General features: G+C 40.8%; 15 protein-coding genes. 7 read left to right on the top strand and 8 right to left on the bottom strand.

Annotated elements, in window-relative coordinates:
• Positions 1–32: 32 nt before the first annotated feature.
• The 3 genes from DW862_RS08490 (at position 33) to dinD (ending at position 3,761) form a co-directional block, all read left to right on the top strand.
• A complete protein-coding gene (locus tag DW862_RS08490) occupies positions 33–1,616 on the top strand; it encodes a S41 family peptidase (protein WP_120067782.1) in 1,584 nt (527 codons plus the stop codon).
• Between the two features lie 690 nt (positions 1,617–2,306).
• The gene (locus DW862_RS08485; protein ID WP_004317070.1) at positions 2,307–2,945 is read left to right on the top strand and encodes an HU family DNA-binding protein; all 639 of its coding nucleotides are present in this window, start codon (positions 2,307–2,309) and stop codon (positions 2,943–2,945) included.
• A 27-nt stretch (positions 2,946–2,972) separates the two neighbouring features.
• Positions 2,973–3,761: a DNA damage-inducible protein D gene (dinD, locus tag DW862_RS08480; protein WP_120067780.1), complete on the top strand. Its 789-nt coding sequence runs from the start codon at positions 2,973–2,975 to the stop codon at positions 3,759–3,761.
• A gap of 127 nt (positions 3,762–3,888) precedes the next feature.
• Here dinD and DW862_RS08475 read toward each other — a convergent pair whose 3' ends face one another.
• Positions 3,889–4,851, bottom strand: coding sequence for a glycoside hydrolase family 18 protein (locus DW862_RS08475; protein WP_120067776.1), 963 nt, complete (start codon positions 4,849–4,851; stop codon positions 3,889–3,891).
• Between the two features lie 273 nt (positions 4,852–5,124).
• On the opposite strand from DW862_RS08475, the gene DW862_RS08465 reads away from it, so the two are divergent.
• The 4 genes from DW862_RS08465 to DW862_RS08450 all read left to right on the top strand — a co-directional run bounded on the left by DW862_RS08465 (position 5,125) and on the right by DW862_RS08450 (position 9,719).
• Positions 5,125–5,994, top strand: a complete 870-nt coding sequence (locus DW862_RS08465) for an AraC family transcriptional regulator (RefSeq protein WP_120067773.1) — start codon at positions 5,125–5,127, stop codon at positions 5,992–5,994.
• A gap of 211 nt (positions 5,995–6,205) precedes the next feature.
• Positions 6,206–6,910 (top strand): succinate dehydrogenase/fumarate reductase cytochrome b subunit, encoded by a 705-nt coding sequence (locus tag DW862_RS08460; protein ID WP_004298481.1) that lies wholly within the window; start codon positions 6,206–6,208, stop codon positions 6,908–6,910.
• Positions 6,911–6,947: 37 nt separating this feature from the next.
• Positions 6,948–8,927: a fumarate reductase/succinate dehydrogenase flavoprotein subunit gene (locus DW862_RS08455; protein ID WP_004298483.1), complete on the top strand. Its 1,980-nt coding sequence runs from the start codon at positions 6,948–6,950 to the stop codon at positions 8,925–8,927.
• Positions 8,928–8,963: 36 nt separating this feature from the next.
• Positions 8,964–9,719, top strand: coding sequence for a succinate dehydrogenase/fumarate reductase iron-sulfur subunit (locus DW862_RS08450; protein ID WP_004298485.1), 756 nt, complete (start codon positions 8,964–8,966; stop codon positions 9,717–9,719).
• A gap of 624 nt (positions 9,720–10,343) precedes the next feature.
• On the opposite strand, the gene DW862_RS08445 is transcribed toward DW862_RS08450, so the two are convergent.
• The 7 genes from DW862_RS08445 to DW862_RS08410 all read right to left on the bottom strand — a co-directional run bounded on the left by DW862_RS08445 (position 10,344) and on the right by DW862_RS08410 (position 19,210).
• Positions 10,344–11,147: an AraC family transcriptional regulator gene (locus tag DW862_RS08445; RefSeq protein ID WP_243636461.1), complete on the bottom strand. Its 804-nt coding sequence runs from the start codon at positions 11,145–11,147 to the stop codon at positions 10,344–10,346.
• A 257-nt stretch (positions 11,148–11,404) separates the two neighbouring features.
• Positions 11,405–12,379 (bottom strand): fimbrillin family protein, encoded by a 975-nt coding sequence (locus DW862_RS08440; RefSeq protein WP_120067768.1) that lies wholly within the window; start codon positions 12,377–12,379, stop codon positions 11,405–11,407.
• Between the two features lie 54 nt (positions 12,380–12,433).
• A complete protein-coding gene (locus tag DW862_RS08435) occupies positions 12,434–13,435 on the bottom strand; it encodes a DUF5119 domain-containing protein (protein ID WP_243636460.1) in 1,002 nt (333 codons plus the stop codon).
• 9 nt (positions 13,436–13,444) lie between these two features.
• Positions 13,445–14,722, bottom strand: a complete 1,278-nt coding sequence (locus DW862_RS08430) for a DUF3575 domain-containing protein (RefSeq protein ID WP_120067766.1) — start codon at positions 14,720–14,722, stop codon at positions 13,445–13,447.
• Positions 14,723–15,335: 613 nt separating this feature from the next.
• Complete coding sequence (locus tag DW862_RS08420) at positions 15,336–16,622, bottom strand: hypothetical protein (protein WP_004298497.1); 1,287 nt, start codon at positions 16,620–16,622, stop codon at positions 15,336–15,338.
• 12 nt (positions 16,623–16,634) lie between these two features.
• Positions 16,635–18,206 carry a hypothetical protein gene (locus tag DW862_RS08415; RefSeq protein ID WP_120067761.1) on the bottom strand — a complete coding sequence of 524 codons (1,572 nt, stop codon included), beginning with the start codon at positions 18,204–18,206 and terminating at the stop codon, positions 16,635–16,637.
• On the bottom strand, positions 18,203–19,210 hold the full coding sequence (locus DW862_RS08410; protein WP_055234480.1) for a hypothetical protein: 1,008 nt from the start codon (positions 19,208–19,210) through the stop codon (positions 18,203–18,205). The genes DW862_RS08415 and DW862_RS08410 overlap by 4 nt, the downstream gene beginning before the upstream one ends.
• Between the last annotated feature and the right edge of the window lie 31 nt (positions 19,211–19,241).

Below are 19,241 nucleotides of genomic sequence, written 5' to 3'. Positions count from 1 at the left end.
TTAATACTCGGCTATTAATATAAAGTAAGATTATGAATAAGATTAAAATATACGTCCTTTTGGCTTGCCTGTGGGCAGTATCAGCCTTACAAGCCCAAAATTTCGGTTCTGAAGCCATGCGCAAGCTACAAATGGCAGAGTTCGCAATCTCCCATTTCTATGTAGACAAAGTAGATGAAGACAAGTTGGTGGAAGAAGCCATCATCAAGATGCTGGCACAACTCGACCCGCACTCTACCTACTCGGACGCAGAAGAAGTGAAGAAAATGAACGAACCTCTTCAAGGTAACTTCGAAGGTATTGGAGTTCAGTTTCAGATGATTGAAGATACCCTGTTAGTAGTGCAACCCGTCAGCAACGGACCCTCCGAAAAAGTCGGCATCCTTGCCGGTGACCGTATTGTTGCGGTCAATGACAGCGCCATTGCGGGAGTGAAAATGAGTACGGAAGATATTATGAAGCGTCTTCGTGGTCCGAAAGGCTCTAAAGTCAACCTGACTATCGTTCGTCGTGGCGTGCAGGATCCTTTATTGTTCACAGTGAAAAGAGATAAAATACCTATCCTTAGCCTCGATGCTTCTTACATGATTCAGCCTAAAACAGGTTATATCCGCATCAACCGCTTCGGAGCAACCACTGCCGAAGAATTCAAAAAAGCAATGACAAGCCTTCAGAAACAAGGTATGAAGGACCTGATTCTCGACCTGCAAGGAAACGGAGGAGGTTACCTTAATGCAGCTATCGACCTTGCCAACGAATTCCTGGGGCAAAAAGAATTGATTGTCTACACGGAAGGACGGACTGCCAAACGCAGTGATTTCTACGCCAAAGGAAACGGAGATTTCCGTAATGGACGCCTTATCATCCTGGTAGATGAATATACGGCTTCCGCCAGCGAAATTGTCAGCGGTGCAGTGCAGGATTGGGATAGAGGAATTATCGTAGGACGCCGTTCTTTCGGCAAAGGATTGGTGCAACGTCCTATCGACCTGCCGGACGGTTCCATGATTCGTTTGACTATTGCGCGCTATTATACTCCATCGGGACGTTCCATCCAGAAACCGTACGACAGTACTGTCGATTACAACAAGGATCTGATAGAACGTTTCAACCACGGTGAACTGATGAATGCTGACAGTATTCACTTCCCGGATTCACTGAAAGCACAAACCAAGAAGCTAGGACGCACTGTTTATGGCGGAGGGGGTATCATGCCGGACTATTTCGTACCTATTGATACTACTCTTTATACGGATTATCACCGTAATCTGGTAGCTAAAGGAGCTGTGATTAAATTCACCATGCAGTTTATCGAAGGGCACCGGAAGGAGTTGAAAAACAAATACAAGAAATTCGAATCGTTTGATGAAAAGTTCGTCGTTGATGATGATATGCTCGCCACTTTAAAAGAAATAGGAGAGAAAGAAGGAGTGAAATTTAATGAAGAACAATATCAGAAGTCGCTCCCTCTCATCAAAACACAGCTTAAAGCACTGATAGCCCGTGACCTTTGGGATATGAACGAATATTTCCGGGTAATGAATACCACCAATGAGAGTATACAAAAGGCGCTGGAGATACTGAATTCGGATGAGTATCAGAAGAAGCTGAAATAGGGTATTCAGTAAACAATCATAAGACACCATTTTTCAGTTCGGTGGACATATATACTCACCATAGTGAAAAAATATCTATCATAAGTATCATTCATTTTGATAGTCTTTTCATTATCAAAGGAATAAGTATGATAGATAGCTTTTAAAAAAGGTATCTATCATACTTTTACCAGCAAAAACAGGTTATCTATCATCTACAAAATAGCCGAATAAAGACCCTATATGCATAAGACAGCTTGTTTTTGTTGAATAGTTTAATTCTCCCCTGCCCTATATCTATCAGATAGAACAAGGCGTATAAATACCTCAAACAAGCAGAGATAGTTTGCTTTTCTCCCTGATATAGTTTATCTTTGTTACCGATATAGTTCATTCTTCATGGCCGTGGCGAATTCCTACCACGGCCGTGGAAAGATACTACCACAGCCATGAAGAGATCTCTCCACGGCCGTGGGAAACTAATGATAAAGGCACCGGAAGACAACTATCCCTATGCCTTAGTCCAAGAATAAAGGCAGGATAACTTATAAAAGCCGCTTGATAGCAAACAAACAACAGCTATATAACACCCTCCCCCTAAGTCCGAAGATGATCGATTAGCTTCGCAACAACAAAAAACAATGCCCTTATAGGCTTGCAACGGTAAATTAAAAAGGCGTAGCAATGTATAAGGCAAAAAACAAATAAATAATGGCAATACAATTTGAATTGTACAAGACTCCCCGTCCCAAGGATGAGGAAGACAAAGAAGTGTATCACGCACGTGTAGTCAACTTCCAACACATTGACACAGACTATTTGGCAAAAGAAATCCAGATAGCAACTTCTCTAACTGAAGGGGATGTAAAGTCAGTTCTCGAATCCCTAAGTCATTTTATGGGGGATCGTCTTCGGGAAGGACAAAGCGTCCATCTGGATGGCATCGGTTATTTCCAGATAAAGCTGAATAGTCAAGAACCTATCACTTCGCCCAAACTAAAAGCGAATCAGATAAAACTCAAAGCCAACATCAGCTTTAAAGCGGACGTCAAACTGAAAAAGTCTGTCAGTGTTGTTCATGTGGAGCGAAGTAAACTGAAACCCCATTCGGCTGTCCTTTCAAATGACGAGATAGACAAATTGCTGACAAACTACTTCAAGAGCAACCCTGTATTAACCCGTCGCGACTTTCAAGGATTGTGCGGCTTTACCCCTACCACTGCCGCACGGCAAATCAAACGGCTGAAAGAGGAGGAGAAGAAGTTGAAGAATATCAATACTTATTATAATCCGATTTATGTGCCGATGCCAGGATATTATGGCAAGGCGGAGATGAAGACAGATGAATAAAAGGAACAAACATAATACAGAAATAAAATGAAATCAGAAGAAATAAAAGAGCTATTTAAGCAGTTTGAGAGCATTGTTTGCGAATACAACAAAGTGGAATGTTGGAGTGCGAGAGAACTTTATCCATTGTTAGGATATTCTCAATGGCGTAACTTCCTGTCTATCACAGAGAAAGCAAAAGATGCATGTAAAAATGCCGGAGAAAATATTGCATACCATTTTGCTGACGTCAGCAAAATGGTTATATTAGGTTCAGGCGCTGAAAGAGAAGTAGATAACATCTTTCTGACCCGTTATGCCTGCTATCTGGTAGCACAAAATGGAGATTCTCGAAAGCAAGAAATTGCCTTTGCTCAAAACTACTTTGCAATACAAACGCGCCGTGCAGAATTAGTAGAGCAACGTTTAATAGAATATGAACGTGTCCAAGCACGTACCAAACTAGCCGAGACAGAGAAACTTCTCTCGGGTGTTTTATATGAAAGAGGAGTTGACAATCAAGGATTCGCCATTATACGTTCCAAAGGAGATAAAGCACTGTTTCACATGGACACCAAAATGCTAAAACGTAAACTTGGCGTACCTGATAGCCGACCATTGGCTGATTTTCTTCCGACCATCAGCATAAAAGCCAAAGACTTTGCCGCAGAAATGACCTCTGTGAATGTTCAGCAAAAAGACCTATACGGACAAACTGCCATTGAAAATGAACATGTTGACAATAATGTCGCAGTCAGAGATATGCTTGTTGGTAGAGGCATATTTCCTGAACAAATTCCTGCAAATGAAGATATTGCGGCAAGGGTATTTCTCTAAAGAAAAACGTTTTAACACATTCTTTATAAATCTGATTTATAATCAAGGAGGGGAGGAACCTATTAAAAAGAGCCTGTTAGACAGCATCTACAAAAAGAATCTACAAGCAGCAGTCGTGCGAACTAAGTCATTCCCTCAATTCTTCAGTCATTGTTTTTAGTAATGACCTGCTGTCACTTAATGGCAAATCCGTAGCTAAATCCCAACTCATCATACCTTTCAGCTTCTGTTCCTTTGCATAACGGGTTTTGATACGAATGTTATCCTGACCGTCAAACACATAAGTATCTCCCTGATAGATCACTTCATTCTGTGCAGGACTCGTAACCAATCCATTCTGTACAAAATTGAAATAAGCCTCTGTCTTCTTTGAATTATCTTTGGTCGCCCCATAAAAAGGAACTCCTGCCACCAGTTTTTCCTTCGGAATGCCATACTCCAATACCATCTGTATATCCGAACAATATTTCTCTATCGGAAAGCGAACCGGTGAAGGACCATAGCACTGAAGTGAAATAAAATCAACTGCTTCAATAGCTTCCTTACTAATCTTATAACAAACAGGATGCAGAGATACACTGAAAAGATACTTGTTTCCCAACACTTCCCGCATCTTCAGGATAGCCAAACTATAATCTTTATATTCTTTCTCATTTTCTGCCCACTCAAAATCAAGATCAATGCCATCCAGTTTATTCTTTTCCAGTACAGTCTTTATGTTCTTTGCAAACGTCGTACGAGCGGCCTCATCGGCTATCATCGCTTTCCATTCGCCACTGGAAGCTCCCAAACGTATTTTCACTTTTGTACCTTTTACTTTTGCACGAACCGATTTAATCAAACCTTCCCAAGTGGTCACCCCTTTTCCCTGAAATGCACGTGGATTCTCAAATGACAATGATCCGTCTTTATTAGGATGAACATTCAAGAAAATAAGGTCGTCACTTGCCCGCAAGCTTTCTGTAGAAATACGACCACGGTTGTAAAAATTACCCCGCACATAAGAACTGACCATATAGTCTTGTTGTGCAAACAATGATAATCCAACAAACACAAAAAGGAAGAATACAATTTTTCTTAGCATTAGCATAATGATTGATAATTAAAACATTTAGATCGCAAAAATACGCATATCAAAAGCAAACAGATGTTCAAAAACAACTATAATACTTCCAAAAATCAACATAAAGTTTTCTATTCAGAAATTTACAACAGATAAATATTGAATTCTCTAACATCATCCAAAGGGATAAGAATAATATTTGCAGGTTTCTACTAAAACATAAATAAAAGAAAGAGTTCCATTTTCCGCAAAAAAAGCCTATCTTTGTTCCGTTAAGATAATAAATCACGCATAAAACTCATGCCAGGAGATTCATTTTGCATACAATATACCAACTGTACGGGATGTCCAAAAAATGTTGAGAATATCCTTGTATATAGAAACTTACCTAAAGGAGAGCATATCCCCAAGGATAAGTGTACGCAGAATTGTATGCTTTTTATGATAAAGGGCGAATTACTTATCAATAGCGAAGAGCATCCCGGAATAACGTTACGCGAGAAACAAATTGTTTTGCAAGCTATTGGCTCCAAGGTCGAAATACTGGCACTGACAGATGTTGAATATGTTGTCTACTGGTTCAACGAACTGCCTTTGCTTTGCGAAGACCGATATAAGGAAATGATGGAACAGGCGGAAGCTCCTTTGACCTACACTCCACTGATTATGAGTGAAAGGCTTTACCACCTTGTCACCAGTATGCCCGAATTCCTCGCTGAGGAAAACCCTTGCAGCAAGTATATCGACTTAAAATGCAAAGAACTGGTTTTCTTGATTACTAACTTCTATCCGCTGCCCCAACTGGGTTCATTCTTCTATCCGATCAGCACTTATACGGAAAGTTTCCACTATTTCGTCATGCAGAATTACAGCAAGGTGAAGAACGTGGAAGAATTTGCGCATCTGGGAGGATATACGACCACTACTTTCCGCCGACTATTCAAAAACCTCTATGGTGTGCCCGTATACGAATGGATACTGGAAAAGAAACGGGAAGGAATCCTGGAAGACCTACAGCACACCAAAATGCGAATCACTGAAATCTGTAACAGATACGGATTCGACTCTCTGTCTCATTTCGCACACTTCTGTAAAGACTCTTTTGGCGATACCCCACGCGCTCTACGCAAAAAAGCAGCCGGCGGTGAGAAAATCGGGAAAGTACAATAAACAGCCTCATCCTACTAATGTGCCAATCAGTTGCACCATGCGTACATACTGGCTGGCATATTGACACATTGGCGCATTGATCCATTATTAAAGAATTATTTCTTTAATTCCTTGCTCAATCAATCTATTTCCCCTATTTTTGCAGTCCGTAAGAGGTGTAAAACGTCGAAATTTTAGTTCTAACAATTAAATAATTTAAATTCAATCATTTATGTGGTTAAGTAATTCATCTGTAGGAAGGAAAGTGGTGATGAGCGTTACCGGTATCGCCCTTGTCCTGTTTCTAACATTTCACATGGCGATGAACTTGGTTGCAATCATCTCGGCTGATGGTTACAACATGATTTGTGAGTTCCTGGGAGCAAACTGGTATGCGTTAGTGGCTACCGCAGGACTAGCCGCTCTTTTTGTGATTCACATCATCTACGCATTCTGGCTGACAATGCAGAATCGCAAAGCGCGTGGTAGCGAACGCTATGCAGTGGTTGACAAACCAAAAACTGTAGAATGGGCATCTCAAAACATGTTGGTGCTGGGTCTGATCGTTATCGTAGGTCTTGGTTTGCACCTCTTCAACTTCTGGGCAAAAATGCAGTTGCCGGAACTGATGCACAACATGGGCATGCACGCTGATACACTGACGCTGGCTTATGCCGCTAACGGTGCTTATCACATCCAGCAGACTTTCTCTAGCCCGGTTTACGTAGTTCTTTACCTCGTTTGGCTGTTTGCTTTGTGGTTCCACCTGACTCACGGTTTCTGGAGCTCTATGCAATCACTGGGATGGAACAACAAAGTATGGATCAATCGTTGGAAATGTATTTCTAACATCTATTCTACGATTGTTGTACTCGGTTTCGCACTGGTAGTAGTGGTATTCTTCGTGAAAACACTGATTTGTGGCGGTGCTTGCTAAATAGTAAATTGTAAATGATTAAATTGTAAATAATATTATGATCAAAATAGATTCAAAAATTCCAGAAGGCCCGGTGGCTGAGAAATGGACCAACTATAAAGCTCACCAGAAATTGGTGAACCCCGCTAATAAACGTCGTTTGGACATCATCGTTGTGGGTACAGGTCTGGCAGGTGCTTCTGCCGCTGCTTCACTTGGTGAAATGGGTTTCAGAGTATTCAATTTCTGTATTCAGGATTCTCCCCGTCGTGCACACTCTATCGCTGCACAGGGTGGTATCAATGCTGCAAAGAATTATCAAAATGACGGTGACTCCGTTTACCGTCTGTTCTACGATACTGTAAAAGGTGGCGACTATCGTGCCCGTGAAGCAAACGTATATCGTCTGGCTGAAGTGTCTAACGCTATCATCGACCAATGTGTAGCGCAAGGTGTTCCTTTCGCTCGCGAATATGGCGGTACACTGGACAACCGTTCTTTCGGTGGCGCACAGGTATCCCGTACTTTCTACGCTAAAGGCCAGACTGGTCAGCAATTGCTGCTGGGTGCTTACTCTGCATTGAGCCGTCAGGTAAACGTAGGTACTGTTAAACTGTATACCCGCTATGAAATGCAGGATGTTGTCATCGTTGACGGACGTGCCCGCGGTATCATCGCAAAAAATCTTGTAACAGGCGAATTGGAACGTTTCGCTGCTCACGCTGTAGTAATCGCTACCGGTGGTTATGGTAACGCTTACTTCCTGTCTACTAACGCTATGGGTTGTAACTGTACAGCTGCTATCTCTTGCTACCGCAAGGGTGCTGTATTCGCAAATCCTGCATACGTTCAGATTCACCCGACTTGTATTCCGGTACATGGCGACAAGCAGTCTAAGCTGACTTTGATGTCTGAATCTCTCCGTAACGACGGTCGTATCTGGGTTCCGAAGAAGAAAGAAGATGCTGTAAAACTCCAGAAAGGCGAAATCAAAGGAAGTGATATTCCGGAAGAAGACCGCGACTATTACTTGGAACGCCGCTATCCGGCATTCGGTAACCTGGTTCCGCGTGACGTTGCCAGCCGTGCCGCTAAAGAACGTTGCGACGCTGGTTTCGGTGTAAACAACACAGGTTTGGCCGTATTCCTCGACTTCTCTGAAGCTATCAACCGTTTGGGTATCGACGTTGTTCTTCAACGTTATGGTAACCTCTTCGATATGTACGAAGAAATCACTGACGTTAATCCGGGCGAACTGGCTAAAGAAATCAGTGGTGTGAAATATTATAACCCGATGATGATTTATCCGGCTATCCACTATACAATGGGTGGTATCTGGGTAGACTACGAACTGCAAACCACTATCAAGGGTCTGTTCGCTATCGGTGAATGTAACTTCTCCGACCATGGTGCAAACCGCCTCGGTGCTTCTGCATTGATGCAAGGTTTGGCTGACGGTTACTTCGTATTGCCTTACACTATCCAGAACTATCTGGCAGACCAGATCACTGTTCCTCGTTTCTCTACCGATCTTCCTGAATTTGCTGAAGCTGAAAAAGCAGTTCAAGCTAAGATTGACAAGTTCATGAGCATCCAGGGTAAAGAATCTGTTGATTCTATCCACAAGAAACTGGGTCATGTCATGTGGGAATATGTAGGCATGGGACGTACGGCAGAAGGCCTGAAGAAAGGTATCGCCGAACTGAAAGAAATCCGCAAGGAATTCGAAACGAACTTGTTTATCCCCGGTTCTAAGGAAGGTATGAACGTAGAGCTTGACAAAGCAATCCGTCTGTACGACTTCATCACTATGGGTGAGCTTGTTGCTTACGATGCATTGAACCGTAACGAAAGTTGTGGTGGTCACTTCCGTGAAGAATACCAGACTGAAGAAGGAGAAGCAAAACGTGATGACGAAAACTTCTTCTATGTAGCATGCTGGGAATATCAAGGTGATGATGAAAAGGCTCCGGTATTGCACAAAGAACCGCTGGTATACGAAGCTATCAAGGTTCAGACTCGTAACTACAAGAGCTAATCGGTGAAGTTAAACATTTAAAAGAATTAGAAGAAAATGGATAAAAATATATCATTTACACTGAAGGTATGGCGCCAAGCTGGTCCGAAAGCTAAAGGTGCTTTTGAAACCTACCAAATGAAAGATATCCCCGGTGATACTTCCTTCCTCGAAATGCTGGATATTCTGAACGAACAGCTCATCAGCGAAAGAAAAGAACCGGTAGTATTCGATCATGACTGCCGCGAAGGTATCTGCGGTATGTGTTCTCTTTACATCAACGGACACCCGCACGGTCCTGCAACAGGTGCTACTACTTGCCAGATCTATATGCGTCGTTTCAACGACGGTGATACCATCACTGTTGAACCTTGGCGTTCGGCTGGTTTCCCTGTCATCAAAGACTTGATGGTAGACCGTACTGCATACGACAAGATTATGCAAGCTGGTGGTTATGTAAGCGTACGCACAGGTGCTCCGCAGGATGCTAACGCTATCCTGATCGCGAAACCTATCGCTGACGAAGCTATGGATGCTGCTTCTTGTATCGGTTGCGGTGCTTGTGTAGCTGCATGTAAGAATGGTTCTGCTATGTTGTTCGTTTCTGCAAAAGTTAGCCAGTTGAACTTGCTGCCGCAAGGTAAACCAGAAGCTTTGCGTCGTGCAAAAGCTATGTTGTCAAAGATGGATGAACTGGGATTCGGTAACTGTACAAACACTCGTGCTTGTGAAGCTGAATGTCCGAAGAATATTTCTATCAGCAACATCGCTCGCTTGAACCGCGACTTCATCATCGCAAAATTAAAAGACTAGAAATTGCTAGATTTCAATAGCGAGAGCTTAATTTGATTAATGACAGAATCCCCTGCCGGCTAGTTCGACAGGGGATTTCTTTATATATGAGTAGATCACAATTATTATTAATACGGATCAGTAACATGAACTTTTAATTCATAAGTTTCACCGATTTCACCTTATAGCCAAAACTGTTATGAATGAGAGAATTACGGGTGAAAGCGAGGACTGAAATAAGGTAAAATCATTCGTTACCGCTTTCACCTGTCTTATTAAAATATCCCTTGAGCTAAAACAATTATCATTATAGCTAATCCGGATATGCTTATAGCAAATCCGCTTTCAGGTATTAATGAGTGAACTGTACGGATGTAATACTTTGGCCGCCAAGTCTTAACACCTTAGTTCTCATGTGTTAATACTTGAGTTGTTGCATCTATATATCCAGCATCTTGGAGCTATATATCCAACACCTTGGAGCTATATGTCCAACAGTCGGTATGAATAAACTCAATAGGTGAAATCGGGAAGGTTCAGTTTCACCTGAATTTCTCCCTTGCTTTCACCCGCTGTTACCTTATTCATCGGCATTTAGAGAATTGGGTGAAACCGGTGAACCGCAATTATCTTACATAGTTGCATTTATGAAATGTCTTGCCTACGTAAATTACGTGGAGAGGCACCAAAAGATTTCTTGCAGAAATTAGAAAAATGGGGTAAAGATTCAAAACCATATTTATAGCATATCTCCGAAATGCTATATTCAGAGTTGTTCAAGTCGTCCAAAATGCCCTCTTTACGTCTCGCCAGCATCCATTCATAAACAGGTTCATGAAAGACGTTATTGAAGATACGACGGAATGTACTAAGAGTATATCCACCCAATTGTGCCAGTTCTTCCACTGTCTTTACTTTCTTATAGTTTTGAATAATGAAATATTGGAAACTATTTACATATTTAGAGAGTGGGTGCACCAAGCTCGAAAGATCATAATCGGAATAATAGTATCCCAACACGAACGCTAACTCTTTTCGTTTCAGAGATAGCAAATCCCGACAGACTTTATCCCCTTTCAAATAAGTAATAGACCCATTGAGGAAATATTGTAGTTCTGGAATTATTTTTAATGGAGTATAAATAAGTGGAGGAGATACTTCCTTCATGATATGATTGAAACGGAAATCACAAAACAGTTCGGGCTGAATAAAACGATAATAAATGCACTCACATTCAGTCATAGCAAGCATCTCAAACATAGAACCAATAGCTTGAAGGATAAATTCACCTCCCTTAAGCATTGTCCCCGCATATTCCTTACTATTGACCAGTATTTCTCCCTTCATCAAAAAAAGGATAAGATTTTCTTCACACTTTTGAGCCGGTTTATGAAAACCACGCTGATAAATCACATGAGTAATGGCATTACTCACCGCTTTTGGACATATCTAACAATCCCAGGTTCCTTGACAAATAGATGGCATACGCTGACTGTGTTTGTTTTTGTTTATGCTGCCAGCAAAAATATATGAAATCTTTCATATTGCCATAAAAAAAGGAAGAAAAGTGAAAATAAACCTTTTACTATCACGAACCAATTATAAGACAACCCATATCATATACAAAAGCAGCACAAAGTGAATACTTCATGCTGCTTTTTATTAATATAATTATTTAACTCTATATGAAAGAACTGTATCTATATTTACTTAAGATCATCCGGTTGAGGCTCCTTATCAGCCCAACCATTGTTTACAACCTCACCTGAAATATTCATGATCTTACCAGGGGTTAAAGCAATAGTGAAAACAATTCTTTGACTCACTTCCCACTGGGCAGTCGGTACATTTACTTCTTTAGGAGCATTATTATACACAATATTCGTTGTCTTATCAGTAGCAGTATATGTTACCTCTATTTTTGCACTATTTGGAGCTTGAGGAATCAACATCAGCACTTTATCATCACCTGTCAATTCGACAGCATCTGCACTATCACCGACAAATGTTGCAGCAGAACTTACCATATCAATCGTATAATCTTTCGTTCCAGTTGTAGACTCCCATGTATTCGTTCCCCATTTATATGTTCCAACATTGTTAATCCCTTTCAGAACTAATTTTGTAACAGTGTAATTAACATTTGAATCACTCCCTTTCAACTTAAATGCAATCTGGGTCAGAGCATGTTTAAATCCTAAAGAAATACCATCCACATTAGTAGTTCCATTACCAGTCTTATCAGCAACCAAAAAATCTGATTGACTAGCAATATCATCATTAACTGTATAAACGATTGTAGGATATCCTTTAGAACTTTCTGGAGCAGTATAAGTAGTCCCTGTTTCTGCTACAGGGCTATATCCAAAGAAAGTTACATTACCTTCGGATGGCCAGTAAAACTTATTACTATCTTTCTCTGACCATTTTTTGTCTTCTGACTTATTAAAAATTCCTTCAACAAGAGTTTTACTTTCAGTCTCAGTAGTAAATCCACCTGTATGCGCATAGCCATACACTTTAAACTGCTTAAAATTATCAGTAATCATAGCAGTTGCTCTTGTAACAGCAGCTGTACTAAAATTAATTTCGGCTTTCTGTGAAGGGGAGTCAAACTCTTCATTCTGTGAGCAACCCGTAATTGCCAAAGCAGCTGTAACTGCCAATAAAATCTTCTTCATAACTGTATTTTTTAAAGTTTATAATATTGTTATATTTTGTTTATAGCATCTATTTCAATTCACGGGTAACTCAACATTATCTTCGGGTCCCCATCCATCAACATTGCCGCCCATTCCTCCACCTCCATCAGGATTCGGTGGTGTTTCCGGCTTATCAACCTCAATCTTATCATCAGGCGGTAACTCAATCTCCGGTGGTGGGGTTGGTTTTCCATCTTCCCCTGTTCCAGCATTTTCAAGTGTACCTATTATTTCAGTAACATCAATTGTTGCTTCCTGAACTGTATTATCTGTTTTGATAAATTTCAATATTAATATTATAGCATCTTTCTCACTAGAAGTTTCTCTCTCTGATGTTGACATTCGCGTCGGCATTGTCATTTCCTTTACTTGTTTGAAAGCGGTGAAAGATGCCGTTACCTTATTGTCTCCCTTCCTTACCTCAAAGTAGATAGGTTGTGAGCTACATACTCCACGACCTTTGCCTATACAGTAACAATCGGATAATCCATCAATGCTTCCTACCACTGTTGCAACATACTCCAAGCCTCTAGCCTCTACTACAAAAGAATATTTCTTCACCACAGATTCCAACTTCCAGTCTAAGCGAAGCACTTCTTCACTCTTCTCTATTTTCAACTCATCTATATTCAACACATACAATGAATCCGGTGACCAAACCATCTTTTCCGTTCCTGCAATCCCTAAACCGTTGCAGTTTCCCGTGTAGGCTTCTATCGTTTCATAGGACTCTTCACCCCTGATTCGTATAGATTCCGTGTTATAGTTGTAGACTACTACCGAATACCGTCCCGGAGGAACTTTCATTTCTCCGCCTCGTACCGAAAGGTACTTATCTACTTTCCTGCCATCTCCGTTCTTCGGATAAAAAATCACCCGAACTCCCTCCGGCAGTTGATCTGTCACTCCATCCCAATCCAGCTTTATATCTACCCCACTTACGGGATAATCATCCAATATATCGCGACGGCTACATCCAGTTAGCATCAGCAGCGAGGACAAAAGCACAAGAAACCCGTATCTTGTATTTCGCATTACGCCCTCCTATCTCTTTGTTGTTATCAACCATACCAAAGAAACTTTCGCCTTGGTAGGACCAATAAAGTTATAACGTCCACTATTTGTCCATACAATATCTCCCTCATAAGGAGTATATTTTTTATATTCTGTTGTCAAATACCCTATGCCAAGACTGAATTCAAGGGAAAAATGCCGTGCCAACTGCCGTGCATATCCATAAGTCACTCCCGCAGCTCCGTAATACTTACCTTGATAGCCATCTCCACGCAGCTGGAAGTCATATATCCCGCCTTCAGCATAAAGTCCGATAAAATGTCCGGTCAATCGGTCACGCTTCTGACGGTTTCCCAGCCAACAACGTCCTTCCATCCCTCCCGAAAGGAGCTGATAGCAGAAATCATGTTTGCTATTCAGCCACCACGGACATTTATATTCAGTATTCAAAGACCACCTCTTGCCCATCGGAATTTCCACTTCTATATTTGGCGCCAATGCCAAATCATATAACAGATTATTCTTCACTGCAAGTACAGTTTGGCTTTTCACCGGCCCTTCTGCCTCCGATATATCGACCTCACAGGCCTGTTTTTTTTCACTTTCTCCCACAGGCTTATCAGGTTGATCTTTCGGAAGCGCCTCTTCCTGCTTTGAAACAAACAACCCGGAGACAGAAGATACCGGTTCAAAAGCCTCTTTACCTAATTTCGAAGTTTCTCCGACAATCGTAATAACCGATCTCCGCAGTTCTGGAAAGATATTGTGAACAATGTATCGGTAAGCAATTCCCCGATTCAATTTTCGCAACAGTTGCTTCCGTTTATTGACATCATTCTTATGATAATCAATCAATATCAGCACTTCTTCCCGATCTGGTAAGTTAGAGTCGGATGCCACCAACTTACGAAACTCCGACCAATCCTCTCCCCCTGAAAAAAAATGAATCTTATCAACACTAACATCCGAATTATACCGTTGTAAGAATTCCTTTATCGAATCATTTCTCCGAGCAGCCAAACTTCTATTATAAGATTCATCACCATCAGGAGAAACAAAAGTTTCCACATTCAGCGCTGTTATATATTTCGTATTTAAATTTCCGAGAAGCAAAGAATCTAAAATTATAATTACCTGATTATTATTCTTATAACTAAGATCCACTTTCGCTTCATTCGCATCAAAATATATCACTGCCCGCCGGATTGTATCATTCGCAACAGCGAAAAATGGAATCGAAGCATACCCACTTTCTGGAAGGCTTAATAAAGCCATAAGAATAGTCAATATATAGATACCATGTTTCATTGTCGTTCGTTTCTGATAACAAATATAGAAGTTAGAAAACAAATCGAATCATACTTTTAGAACAAAAACAAAGGCATGAAAGGTTCTGTGAAACGATTGAAACTATTTTGCAAGTTTTGAGAGTTTAAGGTCAATAATAAACAGAAAAAGGAAGTTCTGACAAGCGGCTTTTCCACATACACATGGATGCCAAGCTTCATCGCCTCTATACAAATCGGGAAACAACTATGATCGGGAGTCGCCAGGAATTTTCTACGAGATATTTTATCCCCACCCAAAAATCTCATTAAAGAAATCATGTATCAAAGTAGGTTTATGAATAGATCACATTTCTATAAGGAGTTTACAAAGCGGATGGGAGTGGTACCTAAAGACTACCGTTTTGCATAATAAAAATTAGATATATATTGTTATAATGCAAATATTAAAATTTATATTGGAATTAGCAGATTCTTAATCATATTTTGTAGTATCACTAATTAAAAAAAGATGCACAGGTCATCGAATTTTCATCGATCCCCTGTACACCTACTACTCTAAATTCTACTTCAAAACATAAATAGCCTAATTATGCTGCCGAATCCATTATTAACAACCATGTTAGTTTTATCCATCAAAAGTACAGAACATAATTACGTAAATAGTTCAGAAGTGCCCAGAACGCCATCATCATTGCCAATACAAACAAAACGACAAGTCCGATTGCCAAAGCAATCCAATGTTGTGAATGATCATCAGAATATTCTTTATGACCATCATTAAACTTGTATATTGTCCGCACTGTCTGCGCTCCTGCCAATAACCCGAACACTCCGGCAAAAATACCATTATGAATATTTCCACCGCCACGAAGTGCCCGCTTATCAATTAAGAATTGAGGCGTCCTGCTCGCTACCACATACAAACCGGTAGCTATTAAAGTAGAAAACATCATACCGACTCCCATCATCCAATACATCAAGATACCCACAATGACACCTAACCAGATTAATTTCTTGGAACCATCAAAATGACGTTCTTCACCACTATTAATCACATCAGTCAATGAATTTAAGCGTTCTATGACATCAGCATCAGTAGGACACATACCGATAACCTGATCAATCAAAAGAACAGATTTCTTAATTTGCTTCATCTTTGTCGGCTTTCTGAATTCATCATCATCTGTTTTTTCAATCACCGTCCAAGTAGCAAATGCCTCATCCATCAGCTTCCACGCCTCCGTTATCTCTTCATCCGTCATTTTCTCCGGCATTCCGGCTGCAAGGCGTTTATTCAACATTCCTTCTACCGTAAAAACCTCTTTATAACGTGCGCCCTTATACCATACAAAAAACATATGCCCCACAATAAATAAAACAACGGCAATATACAAAATCAGTTGGAGAACAGCCAATATCTTTACTCCCAAAGGAACTCCGTCATCCGCCGCAGCATCAGCTATTGCATCAGCTCCACTACCGCTTTTTACAAGTGTCAATCCATTAAAGGCAGCATCTTTTCCGCCTTTATCAAGTCCGGTAAACGACAACTTATCATCCCTATAAACGACTTTGCATTGACCGGAAATCCCGGCATCAACCTCCGGACGTCCGCCTACAAAAGAAAGAGTCAGTTCATTCCCGTTCATACTCTCGACGTAAAACTCATAAGTTGCCATCAAAGATTCCCTTCCACCGGGTTCCAGCATATTCACTTCCATAAATCCATTGCATCTGGCATTCTCATTATAAGGATTCAATTGCCAATTACCATCACAATTCAATGTGAACGCAACCTTTAAATCGCCTTCTTTATTTGCTCCTAGCCAGTCACCGCTAAAAACATCTTCCTGCGCAAATGCAGTCATCGAAATAACCATCATTACAATGGCACACAAATACTTTTTAATATTCTTCATAATATAATAAAATTAATATTTCACCTTGGCTGCCACGTTCTTAAATTGCGGCATAGCAAGCCCGATAGAAGCTCCAATATAAGTCGGATCACAAATTATGTACTTCTTTCCGCTTACAGTTATATAATCTCCGTCAATGTTTTCATCAAAACAGACCGCTGTTGCCATGTGATTGGGATATTCCAACAATACAACATCAAGCCCCATAAGAGTACGTACCAAATAAGAGTATAACACAGCACGGTCTTCGCAATCGGAATAAGGATAGTAGAACAGCTCATCCACAAAGAAAGGCTTCTCATAACCAAACTGGTCACCATCTGTCTTATAATCAAAAGCTGTCTGCACGAAATTAATCAGTATATTAGCAGCTTCCGATTGTTTTTTCCCTTGTATGGCAGCTTGCAATGATGGAAGCACCGTCTGTTGTACTTCCTGACTGACAGGAGCTCCCACATAGACAGAAAAGTCACATTGCGGATAATCCTTATAGAAGGAAATAAGTCCCGAATTTACTTTCGAGCAGACTTTGACGGATGGATAAGCTTTCGCTTGCAATGTTTTCTCCACGTAAGTTCCTGAAAAGGATTGAGGAGTAGTGATATTCATATTTACCGGGTTCTTCGCATTGGCGAAATCACGGTTGTAAGTGTAAATAGAATTAGTTTTATCCGGGGTAGTATCAAACCTGTAATAGTTTACTCCATTCAAAGTAATAAAACAGGTAGCATAAATCATGTTACTCGAAGCATAGAATAAAGTAAGGCGGTTATCCATACGCGCCACCTTAACCCTATATCCCGATTGAGAAAGGAGAAACATTTGCATAAGAGCTATTTCATCGGAATGAGTACTTCCACATAGTTCAGTAGCAACTTTCCTCGTCAACAGCAGATAGCCATAGTCATTCAGGGCATTATCCTTTTTAAAAGCCAGACAGTCGTCTATCAAAGGCTGATAGTTGCTACGCGATAACGTCTCCCATCCGGCAGAAATATCTTTCTCTGCAATCCCTTTTAAAGTGAGCCGGTTCTTCAATGAAGCATTGACAACACAATCTTTACTGTAGAACGAAAACTCTACACCGGAAAGTGAGCGTTTGGCCGGAACGGTTTCTTCAGGCTTCACTTCCGGTTTTATTTCAGGGAGCACCGCAAAATCCTTTTCCGGTTCTACAGCCACATCTTTACCTCCCGGTATAACCGGAACCGGTGTTTTCCCTTTTGAAGGAGAAAATGTCGCACTTGGAGTCACTGTCGGAATGGGGAGTCGGGTCACCTCCCCTACTTTAACCTCTTGCGGTTTTGTTGCCGGCTTCTTATGGTCAAAGCTGACCGGTTTTACAGGCTCTGGTCTTTGAGGACGTACCACCGGCTTCTGCAAATCATACTCTTTCCAGGTTTCTTTCAGGAATTCGGCAAATTCCTTATTCTGTTCGCTCACAAAATCATCAAACTCTTTTTGCTGCTGCTTCACAAAATCGTCAAACTCCTTCATGTCTTTATCTATTTGCGCAAAAAGACTAAACGGCAAACACAATGAAAAAACTACCATAGATAGTATTCGTATCCTATTTTTCCTCATTTCCTTATTATATTTTGTTGTTCTGTTATCTGCCAATCCACATACAGCTTATTATTCCGTATATCTTTGATAAAGGGGGAAATGGACAAGACAGCGACAACCTTCTCCCGATACAAACCACAACCGGAATCAGTGCCGCCATTGAAACGATCGTCCACCTGCTTGACATTTACATCAGAAAACGGATATAACAACAGTGCCTTCACCAAAGAAGACATATAGGCATTCCAAAAGGCATTCCTCATATCCATCTTCTCCAATCCGTCCTGACCTCCAAAACCGGCATCTTCATACCAACAGCCTTCCTGTGAAGAACAAATTTCAACTCCGTTCATATATGAAATTATTTGAGGAGATGACTGTGTTCCCTTAAGCTGAAACCATGACTGGTCTGATTGCTCCCTACAACTATCCGATTCCAACAATAAATTGAATTTCACCTCTTCTTCCTCAACCCTTTCTTTCGTAAACAAAAGCATCAACTCACTAATGGAATGATAAGAAAAATCGCAACTATCATTCGATGGAGTAAAAGATACCTCCAGAAATTTCTCTCCAAATATAGAAGTATATTCATGCTCAATCCGGTAGGAAACATGTTGAACGGGATGTTCGATCACTCCCAGTACAAGCATTTTGTTTCTTTGGTCTTCGTATGTATTACTGGCAGTCTCCATGGTGGAAAAAACGTCCGAGAGAAGTCTCAATTGTACCCCTTGCTGCAATGAATACAGATAAGCCGCTCTTTGCAAAGCAAGCATCCTTGCAGCTTCGGATTTCATACAAGGATCAGATATACCAACTACCCGGCCTTTCCGTTGAGAAGCAAACACCCATTCGGGCAAAGTCTCCCGCTGTCCCAGTCTCCAGTCATAAGATTGGTTATAAACTGTATCAACAGGCATTGCCTGTGAAAACACATCAATACCGGGAGACAAAAGCAACTGGATAATAAAAATAACTACCCAATTATATCTTATATCCGACAAATTAAGCTTCATCATTCAATCTTCAAATAGTTGGGTAGTTATTAAA

Source organism: Bacteroides sp. AM37-9 (genome assembly GCF_003603455.1).
In the GTDB taxonomy this organism is placed as follows: Bacteria; Bacteroidota; Bacteroidia; order Bacteroidales; family Bacteroidaceae; genus Bacteroides; species Bacteroides xylanisolvens.
The sequence above is the reverse complement of the archived record's forward strand: the minus strand, read 5'-3'. Positions and strand labels throughout refer to the sequence as shown.